The 17,144-nt window shown below is 62.9% G+C and carries 13 protein-coding genes; all 13 read left to right on the top strand.

Annotated elements, in window-relative coordinates:
- Positions 1-442 precede the first annotated feature (442 nt).
- The 13 genes from epsL to AC0Z42_RS20850 all read left to right on the top strand — a co-directional run bounded on the left by epsL (position 443) and on the right by AC0Z42_RS20850 (position 17,112).
- On the top strand, positions 443-1,612 hold the full coding sequence (epsL, locus tag AC0Z42_RS20910) for an XrtB/PEP-CTERM-associated polysaccharide biosynthesis outer membrane protein EpsL (RefSeq protein WP_485470109.1): 1,170 nt from the start codon (positions 443-445) through the stop codon (positions 1,610-1,612).
- A 9-nt stretch (positions 1,613-1,621) separates the two neighbouring features.
- Positions 1,622-3,004 carry an undecaprenyl-phosphate glucose phosphotransferase gene (locus AC0Z42_RS20905; protein WP_485470242.1) on the top strand — a complete coding sequence of 461 codons (1,383 nt, stop codon included), beginning with the start codon at positions 1,622-1,624 and terminating at the stop codon, positions 3,002-3,004.
- Between the two features lie 551 nt (positions 3,005-3,555).
- On the top strand, positions 3,556-4,530 hold the full coding sequence (locus AC0Z42_RS20900) for an EpsD family peptidyl-prolyl cis-trans isomerase (RefSeq protein WP_485470108.1): 975 nt from the start codon (positions 3,556-3,558) through the stop codon (positions 4,528-4,530).
- Positions 4,531-4,582: 52 nt separating this feature from the next.
- On the top strand, positions 4,583-5,371 hold the full coding sequence (epsE, locus tag AC0Z42_RS20895) for a polysaccharide export protein EpsE (RefSeq protein WP_485470107.1): 789 nt from the start codon (positions 4,583-4,585) through the stop codon (positions 5,369-5,371).
- 41 nt (positions 5,372-5,412) lie between these two features.
- Entirely contained in the window at positions 5,413-6,819 is a 1,407-nt protein-coding gene (gene epsF / locus AC0Z42_RS20890; RefSeq protein WP_485470106.1) for a chain length determinant protein EpsF, read from the top strand.
- 13 nt (positions 6,820-6,832) lie between these two features.
- Entirely contained in the window at positions 6,833-7,708 is an 876-nt protein-coding gene (gene epsG / locus AC0Z42_RS20885) for a chain length determinant protein tyrosine kinase EpsG (protein WP_485470105.1), read from the top strand.
- Positions 7,708-8,616 (top strand): exosortase B, encoded by a 909-nt coding sequence (gene xrtB / locus AC0Z42_RS20880; protein WP_485470104.1) that lies wholly within the window; start codon positions 7,708-7,710, stop codon positions 8,614-8,616. Before epsG ends, xrtB begins: the two co-directional genes overlap by 1 nt.
- The gene (epsI, locus tag AC0Z42_RS20875; RefSeq protein WP_485470103.1) at positions 8,613-9,299 is read left to right on the top strand and encodes an exosortase-associated protein EpsI, B-type; all 687 of its coding nucleotides are present in this window, start codon (positions 8,613-8,615) and stop codon (positions 9,297-9,299) included. Before xrtB ends, epsI begins: the two co-directional genes overlap by 4 nt.
- 46 nt (positions 9,300-9,345) lie before the next feature.
- Entirely contained in the window at positions 9,346-10,893 is a 1,548-nt protein-coding gene (locus tag AC0Z42_RS20870; RefSeq protein WP_485470102.1) for a lipopolysaccharide biosynthesis protein, read from the top strand.
- On the top strand, positions 10,890-12,308 hold the full coding sequence (locus tag AC0Z42_RS20865) for an O-antigen ligase family protein (protein ID WP_485470101.1): 1,419 nt from the start codon (positions 10,890-10,892) through the stop codon (positions 12,306-12,308). Before AC0Z42_RS20870 ends, AC0Z42_RS20865 begins: the two co-directional genes overlap by 4 nt.
- Positions 12,308-13,252 (top strand): glycosyltransferase family 2 protein, encoded by a 945-nt coding sequence (locus tag AC0Z42_RS20860; RefSeq protein ID WP_485470100.1) that lies wholly within the window; start codon positions 12,308-12,310, stop codon positions 13,250-13,252. Before AC0Z42_RS20865 ends, AC0Z42_RS20860 begins: the two co-directional genes overlap by 1 nt.
- A gap of 184 nt (positions 13,253-13,436) precedes the next feature.
- Positions 13,437-15,692, top strand: a complete 2,256-nt coding sequence (locus AC0Z42_RS20855) for a heparinase II/III domain-containing protein (RefSeq protein WP_485470099.1) — start codon at positions 13,437-13,439, stop codon at positions 15,690-15,692.
- 193 nt (positions 15,693-15,885) lie between these two features.
- Entirely contained in the window at positions 15,886-17,112 is a 1,227-nt protein-coding gene (locus tag AC0Z42_RS20850; protein ID WP_485470098.1) for a glycosyltransferase, read from the top strand.
- Positions 17,113-17,144: the final 32 nt, after the last annotated feature.

The raw sequence follows: 17,144 nt of genomic DNA, 5'->3' as shown, positions 1-17,144 counted from the left end.
TTTACATCGAGAGATGCATGTTTATTATTGAAATCTCGCACTCCGGGCCGGTGCGTCCCGCGCTGCCAGCCCCTCCTTGCACGCGGCCACATGCCTGACCGCACGGCATGCCCAGGGTAGCGCCATTCCTGGCCTACCTCTACTTCATATTTCTGGCGGACTGGCCGCGGCCATTGTGACGGGGGTTGTTGTTTTTCTGCTGTGACCAATCGACTGCAGCCTGATGCTGTTGCGCCCGCCAGTGGCTGTGCTCGCCAATCCTTGTGCCTGGCGTAGCGAAGCGCTTGCCTGGCTTCAGGATAATTTCTGGTGGGCACTGGAATTGCTGGTAGTATTGCCCTGTCAACTGTTTGCCTTGTCAAAGACTAAATCCATGTTGAATTTTTTGCAAAAAAAGTCATTTGCCAAATCGCTCTCGGTCAGGCCGGATCTGCGGGCGTTGATGTTTTTAGCCGTAACGCTTTCCAGCAGTGCTGCGCTGGCCGATATCAGTGATACGGTCAAGCCGTTTGCCGCTGCTGCCTATTCCTATGATGACAATCTGATGCGCCTGCCGGACGAGGTGCCCGGCTTTACGGGAGCCCGTTCCGATACCTCGCGCATGCTGCAGGCCGGCTTTCTGTTCAACCGCCCGATCGGCCGGCAGATCCTCACCGGCCAGGCCAAGTGGTCGAAGGTGAGCTTCAACCGTTTCAGCCAGTTCGATTACGACGGCAAGGATTTCCTGGCCGATCTTGAATGGCATCTGGGCAATCATCTGGAAGGCCATGTGGGCGCCAGCTATTCGCAAACGCTGACGCCGTTCAGCGATTTCCAGAGCTCGGTACGCAATTTGCGCACCGAGCGCCGCGAGTATGTCGACGGCGCCTGGCGCTTTCATCCCAGCTGGCGCGTGCGCAGCGGCTACACGCGTGACCGTTATTCGTATGACCTGCCACAGCAGGCGTTTTCCAACTGGATCGAAAACGCCGCCGAGCTGGGACTCGATTACCTGGCGCCCAGCGAAAGCCGGGTTGGCCTGCAGCTGCGCCATCTCGACGGCGATTACCCTGACCGCGTTGGCGCTGCGGCTGGCACTTATGGCAACGGCTATCGCCAGGACGAGATCAAGGCCAATATCTATTGGACTCTGAGCGGCATGACGCAGCTCGAGTTCCTGGGGGGCTGGGTACGCCGCAGCAACAAGCTGTTGTCCGGCCGCGACACCAGCGGACGCAACGGACGCCTCAGCGTGTACTGGCAGCCGCTGGGCAAGGTGCGCTTTACCGGCATGCTCTGGCGCGAATTCGGTTCGGTCGACAACTCGCTGGTCACCAGCAGCCTCAATACGGGCGCCAGCCTGGGCGGCGTATGGACGGCTTCGGCCAAGGTGCGCGCCGAAGCGCAGCTGCGCCGCGTCCGGCGCGATTTTGCCGCCGCCAGCGGCCTGACCCTGCCCGGCGATGGCCGCGACAGCACCAACACCGCATCGCTGGGGCTGACCTATGCCCCGCATCCCAAGGTGCAACTGGGCGCCCGCGTGTTCCGTGAGCAACGCAGCGGCGTGGCCATCATCGATAGCGGCAACTACCGCGCCAAAGGCGTTTCTTTCAATGGCAGCATACAGTTTTAAACCATGGACATGACGGTCAACGATATTCCCCTGATCTCTTTCTTTCAGCGGGTCCTCGATCCTTTGGTGATCATGGGCCTGCTTTACCTGCTGGCGTTCGCCTCCGGTTCGCCATTTACCGGCTATATGCTGGTGCTGATGATACTGGCCATCTTCATTTCGTCGACCGTGTTTCAACATATCGACCCCTACCGTACCTGGCGCAGCGGGCGCATGCTGGCGTATGCGCGCGACATCCTGATCGGCTGGAGCCTTACCGTCCTGATCCTGACCTTCCTCGGCTCGGCCACCGGCCTGGCCTATCATTTCGATACCGAGGTGGTGCTGGCCTGGTTCGTCCTGACGCCGTTCGTGTTGCTGACCTGCCATCTGGCGGCGCGCAAGTTCAGCCTGCGCCCCGATGGCGAGAGCGAAGTGCGCTCGGTGGTGATCATCGGCGCCAATGACGCCAGCCTGAAGTTTGCCGCCACCGTCGCGCGCAATCCGAACCTGTTCATGAACGTGCATGGTTTTTTCGACGACCGTACCGACGACCGATGGCCCGAGAAAATGCGCGAACCGATGCTGGGGCGCATGGATGACATCGCCGCTTACGTGCGCGAACACCAGATCAAGATGATTTTCATCAGCCAGCCGATTTCGGCGCAGCCGCGCATCCGCAAGATGCTCGACGACCTCGAAGACACGACGGCGTCGGTGTATTTCTTGCCCGATATTTATATCTTCGACCTGATGCAGGCGCGTTTCGACAATGTGGGCGGCATGCCCGTGATCGCCATCCGCGAGTCGCCCTTTACGGGCTATAACAGCATGATCAAGCGCGGCAGCGATATCCTGCTGGGTTTGCTGATCCAGGTTTTGTTGCTACCGGTAATGCTGCTGATCGCCATCGCCGTCAAGGTCAGCTCGAAAGGGCCGGTGATTTTCCGCCAGCGCCGCTATGGCCTGTACGGCGAAGAAATCGTGGTCTACAAGTTCCGTTCGATGACGGTGCACGAGGATGGCGACAAGGTGGTACAGGCGACCAGGGATGACCAGCGGGTGACCCGGGTCGGCGCTTTCCTGCGCCGCAGCTCGCTCGACGAACTGCCGCAGTTTCTCAACGTCTTGCAAGGGCGCATGAGCATCGTCGGCCCGCGCCCGCATGCGGTGGTGCATAACGAGCAATACCGCAAATTGATCAAAGGCTACATGCTGCGCCACAAGGTCAAGCCCGGCATCACCGGCTGGGCGCAGGTGAACGGTTTGCGCGGAGAAACCGAGACGCTCGACAAGATGGAAGCGCGCATCCATTTCGACCTCGACTACCTGCGCAACTGGTCGCTGTGGCTCGATTTGTGGATTATTATCCGCACCGTGAAAGTGGTGCTGGCGCGCGATAATGCGCATTGACGCCTGCTTCGGCCGTTGCACCATCGCACCCATGCTAAAAATACGGTTGAATAAACGTTGCGCGGTATTAATACGCGTTAAAATGGCGCATCGTGCTTCCGAGCGCGCCGTCCGATCGCGACAGGTGCGCCAGGCGCGTGATTGCCTGGCCGCCTGCTGCGGCAGTTTGCCTTCCTTGTGGAAAGGCCGCAGTCATGTTCTTCCTCTTACGGCCTTGCCCCTGCCGGCCTTGCGTTACCGTAAATGGTAACTTGCAAGGCAACTCGACTCATCATCAACAAGCATTATCGCCGTGTCTGATGCATAATCATTTGCAATCAACAGACGCTGGAAAAAGTTGTTTTTTTATCTTATTAGTAGATATTTAGGCAAATATTTCACTTGTTGAGTTATGTCAGCTGTATTATATTTGCAAGATTGTTAATTTGTTGATGCATATCTATAAATTGTGGAAAACATCTGGCGATGACCGCGCATGCCAGCGCCGGGCCGCCACCTGATCTCCGCAGCGAGATAGGCATTTTCCTGCTGGTTATTGCTAAGGAGCACGCTTGAGTCATTTTATCCATTCCCGTCCTGCACCACGCCTGCTGTGCGCTGCGCTGGTCCTGCTGGCTGCGGCAGGCCTGTCCGCCTGCGGCGACAAGGAAAAAAAGCCTGGCCAGTCGCTGGCCAGCGTCAATGGCAAGGAAATCACCATCTTGCAGCTCAATGAAGAGCTGCAGCGCGCCGGCGTGCAGTCGACGCAGCAGGCCGCTGCCAGCAAGCAGCTGCTCGAGTCGCTGATCGACCGCCAGTTGTTGCAAAATGAAGCGGAAAAGGAAAAAGTCGATCGCGATCCGAAAGTCATGCAGGCGATCGAACGGGCCAAGGCCCTGATCCTGGCGCAGGCTTACATGCAGAAGCGCATCGGCGCCGCCGTGCATCCGGGCAAGCCGGAAGTCGAGGCCTATTTCACGCAAAATCCGCAGTTTTTCACCCAGCGCAAGCAGTTCGACATGCGCCAGCTGATCCTGCCCACCAGCGCGCTCAACGATGAACTGAAAGCCGTGATCGATGGCGCCAGGTCGCTCGAAGAGGTGGCGCAATGGCTCGACGGCCACAAGGTTGCCTATGCCCGCAGCCAGGTGTCGCGCACCAGCGCCGACCTGGCACCTGAACTGAGCAGCAAGCTCGCGTCGATGACGAAAGGGCAGTTGTTCATCGTGCGCGAAGGCGAGCGCAGCCTGCTCGTGTCGCTGGCCGATGTAAAGGACAGTCCGGTCGGCCTGGATGTGGCCACGCCGCAAATCGAGCAATTTCTCGCCAACAAGAAAAGCAAGGACGCCGCCGACGCCGAATTGAAACGCCTGCGCGCCAGCGCCAAGATCGAGTATTTCAACAAGGACGCGGTCCCGGTCCCGGTCCCGGCCCCGGCCGCTGCCGCCACAGCCCCGGCTGGCGCGCCAGCGGCGCCCGCCGCCACGGCAGCGCCGGCCGGCAGCACGAACGAATCGACTGAACGCGGCGTGGCCGGTTTGAAATAAGCGTGGCCATTCGTCGTTCTACATCAGCAATAACCAAGGGATATCAGTAATCATGAAACGACTCGCAAACTGGATGATGGCGGCCTTGCTGACCCTGGCCGCAGGCATGGCTTTGGCTGCCGACGTGCCGCTCGGCGCCGGTGATGTGCTGAAAATCTCCGTCTACGGCAACCCGGACCTGGGTCTGGAAACGCGCGTGAGCGAGGCGGGCCAGATCACCTTCCCGCTGGTGGGGGCAGTCGAGGTCGGCGGCCTGTCGGCCTCGGCAGCGGAAAAGAAACTCGGTGGCCTGCTGGAGAGCGGCGGCTACCTGCGCAAGGCGCAAGTGAACATCATCGTCACCAGCCTGCAAAGCCAGCAGGCTTCGGTGCTGGGACAGGTCAACCGCCCGGGCCGCTATCCGCTGGAAGGCAAGCGTACCGTGATGGACATGCTGGCGATGGCCGGCGGCATGAATCCCGAAGGATCCGACCAGGTCAGCCTGATCCGCAAGCGCGCCGGCAGCACGTCGCGTGAAGTGATCGACATCCTCGACATCGTGCGCAGTGGCGACCTGAAGGGTGACATGGAGGTGTCGGGCAACGATATCATCTACGTCGAGCGCGCGCCGCGCTTCTATATCTATGGCGAAGTGCAGCGCCCGGGCGCCTTTCGCCTGGAACGCAACATGACCGTGGTGCAAGCGCTGGCCGTCGGCGGCGGCCTGACCCAGCGCGGCACCGAGCGTGGCGTGCGCATCAAGCGCCGCAATGCGGCCGGCCAGGTCGAAGTGATCCAGGCCAGGCACGACGACCTGCTGCTGGTCGACGATGTCGTGTATGTACAGGAAAGCCTCTTCTAAGCGCGCGCCTGCGCCTATTGTCAAGTATTGAAAGTCTCGCCATGAATCTGTCCCAACTATTGCTGATCCTTCGGGCGCGCAAGAAAATTGTCTTGCTGGCCTTGCTGATCACCGTCGCCCTGGCGCTTGGCGTCAGCCTGGTCCTGCCCAAGACTTACAAGGCCACCAGCACCTTGCTGATGAACTACAAGGGGATCGATCCCCTGACCGGCGTCACCCTGCCGGGCCAGCTGCTGCCTGGCTACATGGCGACCCAGGTCGACATCATCGGCAGCAAGAACGTGGCGCTGCGCGTGGTCGACCAGCTCGAACTGGCCCGTAGTCCGGCCGTCATCGCCCAGTTCAACGAAGCGGCGAAAGGCAAGGGCACGGTGCGCGACTGGCTGGCCGACCTGCTGCTGAAAAAACTCGAAGTGATGCCATCGCGCGAAAGCAGCGTGGTCGACATCAGCTTCAAGGGCGCCGACCCGCAATTCGTGGCGGCCGTGTCGAATGCGTTCGCCGAGCAATACCAGAAAGTCAGCATCCAGCTGAAGGTCGATCCGATGCGCAAGGCGACCACCTATTTCGACGACCAGACCAAACTGCTGCGCGACAATGTCGAACAGGCGCAAAGCCGTTTGTCGAAGTATCAGCAGGACAATGGCATCGTCAGCCTCGACAATCGCCTCGATGTGGAATCGAACCGCCTGAACGACTTGTCGGCCCAGCTGGTGATCGCCCAGGGACAATCGATGGAAGCGACCTCGCGCCAGCGCATGGCCTCCGGCGGCAACTTGTCCGAGTCGCCCGACGTGGCCTCGAATCCGCTGATCCAGAGCCTGAAGCTGGGCCTGGGCAATGCCGAAGGCAAGCTGGCTGAACTGGGCCAGCGCCTGGACCGCAACCACCCGCAGTACCAGAGCGCCAAGGCCGAAGTCGACAAGCTGCGCCGCGACCTGGCCGAGCAGACCCGCGCCACCTCGCAAAGCGTGGGCAACAATGCGCAAATCTTGCAGCAGCGCGAAGCGTCGATCCGCGCCGCCCTGGCCGCGCAAAAGGCCAAGGTACTGGAACTGAACCGCACGCGCGATGAAATGGGCGTCATGAGCAAGGATGTGGAAAGCGCGCAGCGCGCCTTTGACGTGACGTCGCAGCGCCTGTCGCAAACGCGCATCGAAGGCCAGGCCGAGCAGTCCGATATCGCCATGCTCAACCCGGCCGTCGCGCCGATCCAGCCGGACAGCCCGAATATTGCGCGCAATGTGCTGCTGTCGATCTTCCTTGGCATCATGCTCGGCTGCGGTATCGCCTTGCTGGCTGAACTGCTGGACCGCCGCATCCGTTCTGACCAGGACCTGAGCGACGTGCTGCAGATCCCGGTGTTCGGCGTGGTCGACTGGAAGCAGAAACAGCGCCGCCCGCGCGGCTTGCGTGGCCTGTTGCCGCGCCGCCTGCGACTCAATTGAGATGGAAACGAAGATGACATCAACTGCACCTCTGTCAAACAGCACACCCCAGCCACGTGGCGCCGATTCCAGCATCGGCGGCCTGCTGCTCGAATCGGGCAAGATCACGCCTGAAAATGCCGAGCGCGTGCTGCGCATGCAAAAGGAACTGGGCATCCGCTTCGGCGAAGCGGCCCAGCGCCTGGGCCTGATCACGGAAGCGGACATCCAGCAGGTGCTGGCGCGCCAGTTCGACTATCCCTATTTGCAGCCGGGCGCCGGCAAGTATCCGCAGGAACTGGTGGCGGCTTATCAACCGTTCAGCCCGCAGGTGGAAACCCTGCGCGCCGTGCGCAGCCAGCTGATGCTGCGCTGGTTTGCCCGCGGCAGCAAGTCGCTGGTGGTGCTGGGCATGGAGCCGGGCGACGGCGCCAGCCTGTTCGCGGCCAACCTGGCGGTGGTGTTTTCCCAGTTGGGCGAACACACCTTGCTGGTCGACGCCAACCTGCGCAAGCCGCGCCAGCAGGAAATCTTCGACCTGAAAACACGCCAGGGCCTGTCCGACGTGCTGGCCGGGCGCGCCGAGCTCGACATCATCGCCAAGGTGGAATCGTTTGTCGCCCTGTCGGTGCTGGCGGCGGGCACCTTGCCGCCGAATCCGCAGGAATTGCTCAGCCGTAGTTCCTTCGTCACGCTCAACAAGCAGCTGGAAAGCCGCTACGACGCGGTGCTGTATGACGTGCCGGCCTATGCCACCGGCTCGGACGCGATCGCGGTGGCCGCGCGCGCCGGTGGCGTGCTGCTGGTGGCGCGCAAGAACAAGACGCCGATGGCGGAAGTGGCCGCCATGTCCGAACAGATGACGCAAAGCGGCGCCCAGGTGGTCGGCTCCGTGATGGTTGATTTTTGATGGCTGCGCACGGCCACGCCATGCCGCCGGCCCGCACCGGCCGCTTCGTGCTGCCCGACTGGCTGCCGCTGGCGCTCGGCTTCCTGGCCATGCTGGTGCCCAGCCTGGTCGGCCTGTTTCGCGGCATCTGGTCGACCGAAGAGCAGGCCCACGGCCCGATCATCCTGGCCCTGTCGCTGTGGCTGATCTACCGCAAGTGGCCCGAGATGCTGGCCGGCAGCGCCGGCGCGCCCGGCAGCCGCGCCGGCTGGCCGCTGCTGGTAGTGTCCCTGCTGCTGTACGTGCTGGGCCGTTCGCAACAGATATTGTCGCTTGAAATCCTGGCCCTGATCGGCACCGGCCTGGCGCTGTTGTTGAGGAAGCGCGGCCGTCCTGCCGCCCGCATGCTGTGGTTTCCGTTCTTTTTCATGCTGTTCATGGTGCCGCTGCCGCTGCCGCTGGTGACCACCCTGACCATGCCGATGAAGATGGCCGTGTCGTATGTCACCGAACACCTGCTGTTCCTGGCCGGTTATCCGATCGCGCGCACCGGCGTGATCCTGCAGATCGGCCAGTACCAGCTGCTGGTGGCCGATGCCTGCGCCGGCCTGCAGACCTTGCTGACGCTCGAAGCGCTGGGGCTGTTCTACCTGAACCTGGTACGCCACACTTCGCCATTTCGCAATATCGTGCTGGCGCTGCTGATCGTGCCGATTTCGTTTACCGCCAACGTCATCCGCGTCATGACGCTGACCCTGATCACCTATTATTTCGGCGACGCCGCCGGCCAGGGCTTTTTGCACGGCTTTGCCGGCATGGTGCTGTTCATCAGCGCGCTGCTGCTGATCCTCGCCGTTGATTCCCTGCTGCAATGGATCGTGCGCAGGCGCGGCGGCGGACCGGCGCCAGCAAAAGGAGTGGCGCCATGAATGCTGCGCTACGCATGAACTTGCTGCTGGGCGCCTTGATGCTGGGCGCGGCGATCCTCAGCCGCGCGGTGGCGCCGGGCGTAAAAATGTCGGACCAGCGCCCCAGCTTTTCGCTGGAAACGGCGATACCGCAGGCGTTTGGCGAATGGCGCCTCGACAATACGCTGGTGCCGCTGCAGGTCGATCCGGACACCCAGTCGCGCCTGAACAAGATCTATAACCAGACCCTGTCGCGCACCTACGTCAATGCGCGCGGCGAACGGGTGATGCTGTCGATCGCCTATGGCGGCGACCAGAGCGACAACATGAGCGTGCACAAGCCCGAAGTGTGCTACGCCGCGCAGGGCTTCCAGGTCGAGCGCGACGAATACGGCGAACTCGCTACCTCGTACGGCAAGCTGCCCGTCAAGCGCCTGCTGGCGGTGACCGGCAACCGCAGCGAACCGATCACGTACTGGATCACGGTTGGCAACAAGATCAGCAAGGTCGGCCTGCAGCAGCGCCTGGAGCAGTTGCGCTACGGACTGACGGGCACGGTTGCCGATGCCATGCTGTTTCGCGTCTCCAATATCGACACCGACTTGCCGCACTCGTATCAGTTGCAGGCCAATTTCGTCAACAGCCTGCTGGCCAGCATGCCAGTGGCCGAGCGCAGCCGCCTGATCGGCACACCGCCGGGTTGAGGCATGACCCGGATGCGCGCTGCGCACCGGGCAGATAGTGAGAATCATGGGCAGCGATATCAATCAAAAAAGCGTCAGCGCCGTCAAATGGGCGGCAATGGGTACGGTCGCGATGTTCGGCCTGCAGCTGGTCACGCAAGTGCTGCTGGCGCGCCTGCTGGGACCGGAAAGCTACGGCTTGTTCGCGATGGGCTTGCTCGTCATGACGTTCAGCAATTTTCTCGCCGACTTCGGCTTTTCCTGGGGCCTGGTGCAGAACCAGACCCTGAGCGAGGAAGATGTGCGCTTCACCGTGACCTGGCAGGCGCTGACGGGGCTGGCGGCGATGCTGCTGCTGTACTTCGTCGCGCCATTGGTTGCACTCTACTTCAAGGAGCCGCGCATCGGTCCCGTGGTCGCCTGGATGAGCCTGACCTGCGTGCTCAATGCACTGACGGCCACCGGCAGCGGCCTGCTGCGCCGCCAGCTCGATTTCCGCGCCCTCAACATCATCCAGCTGACCAGTTACATCGTCGGCTATCTGATGATCGGCCTGTCGATGGCGTACGCCGGCGCCGGCGTGTGGACGCTGGTGGCGGCATGGCTGGGCCAGGCAGCCACGGCCTTGCTGCTGACCTATGCGCGCACGCGCTTTTCACTGCGTCCGCTGCTGTGGTACGAGGGCGCGCGCCGCTCGACCCATGTGGGCCTGACGGTGTTCGTGACCAATCTGTGCAACTGGTTCCTGAACAACCTGGACCGGGTCTTCCTGGGCCGCTTTCTCACTGCCCATGCGGTTGGCGTGTACGCGGTCGGCTACAACCTGGCCAATACCCCCAACGGGCTGTTCCTGAACGCCTTGCAGCCGGCGTTTCTCGCCACCGGCGCCAAGCTGCAGGACGACCTGCCGCGCCTGCGCGACATGTATGTGTCGGTGCTGGCGACGATCTGGATCGTCATCCTGCCGCTGTTCGTGCTGCTGGCCGTGACGGCGCCGGCCCTGATCGGCGTGTTGTACGGCAAGATCTGGCAAGAGTCCGGCATCGTGCTGGCGATCCTGGCGCTGGCCATGCCGGCCTATATCACCTGGGGCATGTCGACGCCGATCTTGTGGAATACCGGCGGCAAGCACCTGGAAAGCCTGCTGCAGCTGCCGCTGATCGTGGCCGCCGGCGCCGCGCTGTTCCTGCTGGCGGGGCAGGGCGCGGCGATGGTGGCGCTGATCGCCGCCACCACTTTGCTGGCGCGCGCACTGGTGATCGGCACGGCGGCCTGCTGGCGCCTGAAGGTGGGCCTGCGCGAGCTGGTGCCGCTGGCGGCGCGCGGCATCGGCATGGGGTTGCTGGCCGGTGCCGGCAGCTGGGTCGGCACCCTGCTGGGCGCCATGGCCGGCAGCCATCCGCTGGCCGCTTTCCTGGGCGGCGCCTCGCTCGGTGGCGTGGTGCTGCTGGCCGCCGTGCTGGCCTGGCCGGCGTTGCTGGGCAACCGCGTGGTTGGCATGCTGGGCCGTTTCAGTCCGCCGCTGCCGGCCAGCGCCATCCGCCGTTTGCGCGCACGCTGCGGCGCGGACGACCATCTGATCAAACCCGAGAATGACATGAGTGAAACGACATGAGTGAAATACTGTTTGGCCTGGTTGTGTTGATGGCCGCGCTGGTGGTGGTGTTCGTCATCGCCTTGAGCATTCACTGGGGTAACAAGCGCGCGACCGGTCTGGTGCCCTATGTGTTTTATCCGGTGCTGCTGTCGATCGCCATCACCGCCATGTTGTCCGGCCGTGATTTTTCGGTCAGCGAGGTCTTGTTGAGAGTCGAGGCCGTGGCGCGCCATCCGGCCAGTGTCTGGGCCGGCCGCCTCACTTCCCTGTTCGTGATCTTTGCCTGCGGCGAGCGCATCCTGCACCGACTGACAACCCGCGAAAAAACGCAGCCCATACCGATGCTGCTGTTCTGGGCCTTCACCTTGTATTTCCTGAGCAATATCGTCAGCCCGGCCCTGTTTGGCCGCCATACGGAACTGTCGCATGAATACCTGTACATGTTCCTGGCCGGCTGTGCCGCCCTGCTGATGACGTCGCGCGAAGTGGACATGAGCGTGGTGGCGATGCGCAACGCCAACCTGCTGTTCCTGTTGCTGAGTGCGGCCATGGTGTCCTGGAAACCGAACATGGTCATCATGAAGAATTACCATGGCCTGCTGCCGTTCCTGAATATCCGCTACGCGGGGCTGGCCAGCCATGCCAACGTGCTCGGGCCGATGGTGGTGGTATTCCTGCTGTGCCTGTGGCGCAAGCCGTTTGCATGGCGTGCGCTGAATGTGTTCGCCTGGGTCGTGGGCCTGGCCAGCCTGCTGCTGGCGCAATCGAAGACCAACTGGATCGCCTGCATCCTGTGCTTTGCCTGTATCGGGTATTTCGGCTTTCGCGCGCAGATCAAGCTGCGCCTGTTCGATTACCGCCGGCCGCAATTGTCGATCGTCGCCATCTTGTGTTTCATCCTGCTGTGCACGACGGTCGTGCTGGTCTTGATGTTCGGCGGTCTCGACGCCAAGCTGGCGCGCTTTGCCACCAGCGATGAGGGATTTGAACTGATGAGCCTGACGGGCCGCGACGTGATCTGGCAGGTGGCGCTGCAGGAGTGGCACAAGAGTCCGGTTTTCGGCTACGGCTTGCTGTTGTGGGATGACGCCTTCCGCGCCAGCATCGGCATGCCGTATGCCACGCACGCGCACAGCCAGTTTTACCAGAGCCTGGCCAGCGCCGGCACCATCGGCGCCATCGGCCTGGTGCTGTATGTGGTGGTGCTGCTGTACGCTTCGGCGCGCACGGCCAGCGCCAGCCAGGGCTTGTCGATGGCGCTGTTCGTGCTGATCGCCAGCCGTTCCTTCAGTGAGGTGCCGCTGGTGATGACGGGCTTTGCTGCCGAGGCGCTGACCCATGTGCTGTTGCTGATCATTATCACGGCCAATTATCCGGTGGCCGACAGGCAGGCGGTGAGGGCGCGCAAGGCGCGCATACCGGGGATGGCGTGATGCTGTGCTCAGTCATTGTTCCGCTGTATAACAAGGCGCCCTATATCGAGGCGACACTGGCGTCGGTGCTGGCGCAGACGCACGCCGACTGGGAAGTGGTGGTGGTCGACGATGGCTCCACCGACGATGGCGCGGCGCGCGTGCTGGCCTGTGCTGATCCGCGCGTGCGCCTGGTGCGCCAGGCCAACGGCGGCGTGTCGCGCGCGCGCAACCGCGGCATTGCCGAGGCGCGAGGCGAGCTGGTGTGTTTCCTCGATGCTGATGACTGGTACGCGCCAGACTATCTGCGCACGCAGGTCGCCCTGGCGCAAGCCTATCCGGCCGAATCCTACTTCGCCACCAGTTTCAAGCGCGTCACGCCCGGTGGCGATGCGGCGCTGGCCGATGCCCCGGCCACGCCGGAGCAGGTCACGCTGGTCGATGATTTCTTTGCGCGTTGCAATCGTGTCTGGATATCCTTCTTTACCAGTTCGGTTGCCGTCAGGCGCGCCGCGCTGTGGGCCTTGCAGCCGTGTTTCCCGGAGGGCGAGCAGTTCGGTGAAGATCTCGACCTGTGGTTCAGGCTGGCGGAACGGCACCGCCTGGTGCTGGCGGCAGCACCGCTTGTGGCTTACCGGCTGGAAGTGGGCGGCAGCCTGAGTGCCACCCATGGTCGCGACCAGGTGCTGCCCGTATTTGCCCGCCTGGAGTTGCGCGCACGCAGCTGGCCACGCGACAATCCGGCCCGCCGGCACGCCTTGCTGCTGGTGTCGAATGCACGCGTGGTGGTGGCGCGCGAATTACTCGAAGCAGGGCGCCGCGGCGCCGCGCTGGCCGAACTGGCGCGCGCCACGCGCAACGGCATCACGCGCCACTGGTGGAGCACGGCGGCCATGTGCTTGTTGTTTACATCAGGCATGACGCAGCGCTGGACTCTGTGGCGAAAATCACGCATCGGCGCTTAATGTCGACGTTGCCTGTGGGCATTTCGGTATAATTGACACAATTGCCCAAGTTCTTCTTGGTTACAAAATCCTGCACCTATGCCATTGCGAAAAGACCCCCCGCTTGCGTTGCCATCGCCCCGCGCGACGCCGCCGTGAGGTCCGAGCAGCGCTCAACCTGACACCCGTCCAAGGAACTTCCTCCATGAATTCAAGCAAACGCCCCCTGCTGCGCGCTGGATTGCTATTATTGCTGCCATTGTGCGGTGCTGCCCGGGCAGACTGGGTGCAGGCGACCGATCCGCTGGCCATCCGCGCGCTGCCCGACAACATGCAGACACAGGTGCAGAACCCGCCCACGTTCTCGTGGTCGCGCCACCCGTCGGCGCCGCCGGAATACATTATCCAGGTCCATCTGAACGGCGTGCTGAACCGTACATTCAAGACCGATCGCAACTGGTATTTGCCAGCAAAAGCATTGCCTGTTGGTAACTACACGTGGCGTGTGCGTCCCTCGACTTCGCAGGAGTGGTCGACGCCACGCAGCTTCGTTCTTGGTACTGGCTCGACGGTGTTCGAAGTCGGCGAAAATGTCTATCTGCGCAACACCATCTTGCGCAAGGTGCGTCCGCGTTCGCTGCCGAGCGGCGTCAAGCCGTTCGCGTCGTGGAGCGCCGCCATGCGCGCCGACCGCCAGCTGGCGCTGACGGGCCTGACCAATGAAGTCAATTACTATGTCTCGTCGCTGGCCACCGTGGCCGACAAGGAATGGCCACTGCCGCCAAGCAAGGTGCGCACGGCAGCACTGGTGGCGCAGCAATCGAACATCATGCAGCGTGTCAACCCGAATGCGCGCCAGCTCGAAGGCGCTGCGCTGCTGTACCGCCTGACGGGCAACAAGATCTACCTCGATGAAGCGATCCGCCGCGGCGACCAGTTCGCGGCGCTGGACGTGAACGGCCCCACCAGCTACGCCAACCAGGACATGGGCAGCCGCGTGATCGCGCAAAGCCTGATGAAGGCAATCGACTTCCTGGGCGACGCGCTGGTGGTCAACGGCGACACCACGCGCCGCGCCAAGTGGCTGTCGGTGGTGTCGACGCGCACCAGCGCCCTGTATGCGGACTTGTCGGCCGGCGGCGGCCGCCTCGACCAGATGCCCTATGATTCGCATGCGGCCACCAGCATGGCTTACCTGACGCTGACGTCGACCCTGGCGCTGGGCGATATTCCGGAAGCCCAGGCCTGGTTCGATTTCTCGTTCCGCGCCTTTGTCAGTTCGTTCAGCGTGTGGAGCGGCCCGGAAGGCGGTTTTGCCAACGGTACCGCATATGCCGAATATGAAGCCGACTTTGCGCTGCAGATCTGGCCCGCGCTGGCGCAGGCGACCGGCGTAAACATGTTCGACAAACCCTGGTCGCGCGGTTTTGCGCAGTTCCTGATGCATTTCGTGCCGCCCGGCCAGCAGACCCACGTGTTCGGCGACGGCCACGAGACGGCGCCTGAATATCGCTTCATGAAGGGCTTCGCGTCGCGCTACGCCACGCCGCAGGCGGCCTGGTATGTGAAAAACCTGACGCGTCCGGACGACGTGCTCGCCACCTTGCAAGCGCCGTATCCGATGCCCGTCAATACAGTCACGGCCGCTGCCACGCCGCCGGCCAACGCCGCCTACTATCCGAGCATCGGCTGGACCGCCATGCACAGCAACCTGGCCGACAGCAACCGCACCTCGCTGTATTTCAAGGCCAGCCCGTACGGCTCGTTCAACCACAGCCACGGCGACCAGAACGGTTTTGTGCTGTTCAGCGGTGGCGTGCCGCTGCTGACGGAAACCGGCTGGTATGACTGGTACGATTCGCCGCTGTGGAACTCCTGGTACCGCCAGTCGAAGTCGCACAATGCGCTGACGTTTGACGGCGGCATCGGCCAGGTGGTCGAGGGCTATGAAGAGCCGCTGTCGCGCAATGGCCGCATCAATGCGTTTTCCACCACGCCGGCCGTCGATTACGTGGAGGGCGACGCGACGCTGGCCTATGCCGGCCTGCTGAAATCGGCCACGCGCAAGATCTGGTATGTGCGCGGTACCGACACGGCGGTGATCCTGGATCAGTATGCATCGGCCACGCCGCGCGTGTTCGAGTGGAACTTCCACGGCTATGCACCGATCGTTGCCGATGCGGCTGGCAATATGTCGATCACCAACCAGGGCCGCAAGGTTTGCCTGGTGCCGCTGGCTACCACGGCGCAGCGTTTCGAGCGCCGCGTGGGGCCGCCGCCACAAAGCGGCGCCTATGAAGACCACGGCGTGTTCGTCAAGACGGCAGCGGCGACCAGCGGTGAGTTCCTGACCGTGCTCGATGTCGGCTGCAAGGGTACGGCGGTCAAGCTCGACACCACTGGCGGCCTGCGCAAGGTGACGGTGGGCACGCAAACGTTGACATTGCCACTGCCAAAGTAATAGCGGCACCTCAGTCCGAAAAAAGCAATACTCCCTGGTATTGCTTTTTTTTTCGGATCTGGCGTGCCGCTAAGACGATGCTATTCATGTAAGGCAATTAATTATTTCGTAAGGGCATGATATGCTGCCGCCTGCAGGCTGCAGCTTCGGCCTTGACTCTTTTCACCGCCCAACCAGTCGAGCCGTTTCGCCCATGACCCTGAAGATATTGCAGCTGGTGCCGGAAAGCCTGCCCACGTTTCGCCCCGATGTGGCGGTGCTGTTCGGAAAATACCTGCCGCGCCATGGCGTCGAATGCGATATTGTCGGCATGCCCTCGCAGCAGGCGCCGCAGGAGCAGGGTTTTCGCTCGGTGCGCAGCCCGCGCTACCGGGCCAGCCGCTTGCTGCGCGAACTGGTTTTTCAAGTGGCCTGCTGGCGTGCCTTGCTGGGCGCGCGGCGTACCGATTGCAATGCGATCCAGGTGCGTGACATGGTGCCGACCGGCTTGCTGGCGCTGGCCGTCGCCCGCCTGAGGGGCATTCCTTTCTATTACTGGGTCTCGTACCTGATCAGCGAAGGGCGCATCGAACGCGCGCGCGCCGGCCTGGCGCAGCGCGCCACCTTGCGCGGACGCCTGGTGCTGTGCAAGGGGCTGGTCGAACAGTGGCTGCTGTACCGTGTGCTGCTGCCGCGCGCCGACCATGTCTTCGTGCAAAGCGAGGCCATGCTGCAGATGATGGCAAAGCGCGGCGTGGGATTGCCGCGCCTGACTGCCGTGCCGATGGGGGTGGACATGGAAGTGCTGGCGCAGCAGGCCATCGATCCGGTGCGCCCGCCTGGCTGGGAAAACCTGCCGCTGCTGGCCTACCTGGGCACGCTGGACCAGTCGCGCCAGCTCGAACGCCTGCTGGACGCCTTGCTGATCGTGCGCCGCAGCATCCCCGATGCCTGCTTGCTGCTGATCGGCGCGTCCGATACGCCGTCCGATGTCGACGACCTGCTCGCATATGCGCAGCGCGCCGGCCTGGCTGGCGCGGTGCAGGTGACTGGCTGGTTGCCTTCCAGCCAGGCCTGGCCGCTGCTCGCCGGCGCCGATGCGGCCCTGTCGTATATTCCGCGTGGCGCCTTGTATGACGTCAGTTCGCCGACCAAGCTGCTCGAATACCTGGCGCTGCGCATGCCGGCCGTGGGCAACGACAGCCCGGACCAGGTGCAAGTGCTGTGCGGCAGCGATTGCGGCTGGCTCACAAGCAGCGAGCCGGCCGCGATGGCCGATGCAATGGTCGACATCTTGCGCGACGTGCCGGCCGCGCGCGCGCGTGCGCAAGGAGGCGCCGCCTATATCGACGCGCAGCGCAGCTACCGCGTGCTGGCAGCCGAGCTGGCGGCGCGTTATCACGGCCTGGCAGGAACTGTTGCGCCCGCTGTTGCAGTGTGAGCGCTAAATAATCGACGCCGCGCGCACAATTG

This window comes from Janthinobacterium sp. 1L-D-8-B-C4 (assembly GCF_057291295.1).
This window is presented reverse-complemented; position numbering and strand designations above follow the sequence as displayed.

What these genes read in the sequence shown, in the direction of transcription:
- epsL (WP_485470109.1), top strand. Translation starts at nt 443, where the DNA reads ATGTTTTTAGCCGTAACGCTTTCCAGCAGTGCTGCGCTGGCCGATATC.
- AC0Z42_RS20905 (WP_485470242.1), top strand. Translation starts at nt 1,622, where the DNA reads ATGACGGTCAACGATATTCCCCTGATCTCTTTCTTTCAGCGGGTCCTC.
- epsE (WP_485470107.1), top strand. Translation starts at nt 4,583, where the DNA reads ATGAAACGACTCGCAAACTGGATGATGGCGGCCTTGCTGACCCTGGCC.
- epsF (WP_485470106.1), top strand. Translation starts at nt 5,413, where the DNA reads ATGAATCTGTCCCAACTATTGCTGATCCTTCGGGCGCGCAAGAAAATT.
- epsG (WP_485470105.1), top strand. Translation starts at nt 6,833, where the DNA reads ATGACATCAACTGCACCTCTGTCAAACAGCACACCCCAGCCACGTGGC.
- xrtB (WP_485470104.1), top strand. Translation starts at nt 7,708, where the DNA reads ATGGCTGCGCACGGCCACGCCATGCCGCCGGCCCGCACCGGCCGCTTC.
- epsI (WP_485470103.1), top strand. Translation starts at nt 8,613, where the DNA reads ATGAATGCTGCGCTACGCATGAACTTGCTGCTGGGCGCCTTGATGCTG.
- AC0Z42_RS20870 (WP_485470102.1), top strand. Translation starts at nt 9,346, where the DNA reads ATGGGCAGCGATATCAATCAAAAAAGCGTCAGCGCCGTCAAATGGGCG.
- AC0Z42_RS20865 (WP_485470101.1), top strand. Translation starts at nt 10,890, where the DNA reads ATGAGTGAAATACTGTTTGGCCTGGTTGTGTTGATGGCCGCGCTGGTG.
- AC0Z42_RS20860 (WP_485470100.1), top strand. Translation starts at nt 12,308, where the DNA reads ATGCTGTGCTCAGTCATTGTTCCGCTGTATAACAAGGCGCCCTATATC.
- AC0Z42_RS20855 (WP_485470099.1), top strand. Translation starts at nt 13,437, where the DNA reads ATGAATTCAAGCAAACGCCCCCTGCTGCGCGCTGGATTGCTATTATTG.
- AC0Z42_RS20850 (WP_485470098.1), top strand. Translation starts at nt 15,886, where the DNA reads ATGACCCTGAAGATATTGCAGCTGGTGCCGGAAAGCCTGCCCACGTTT.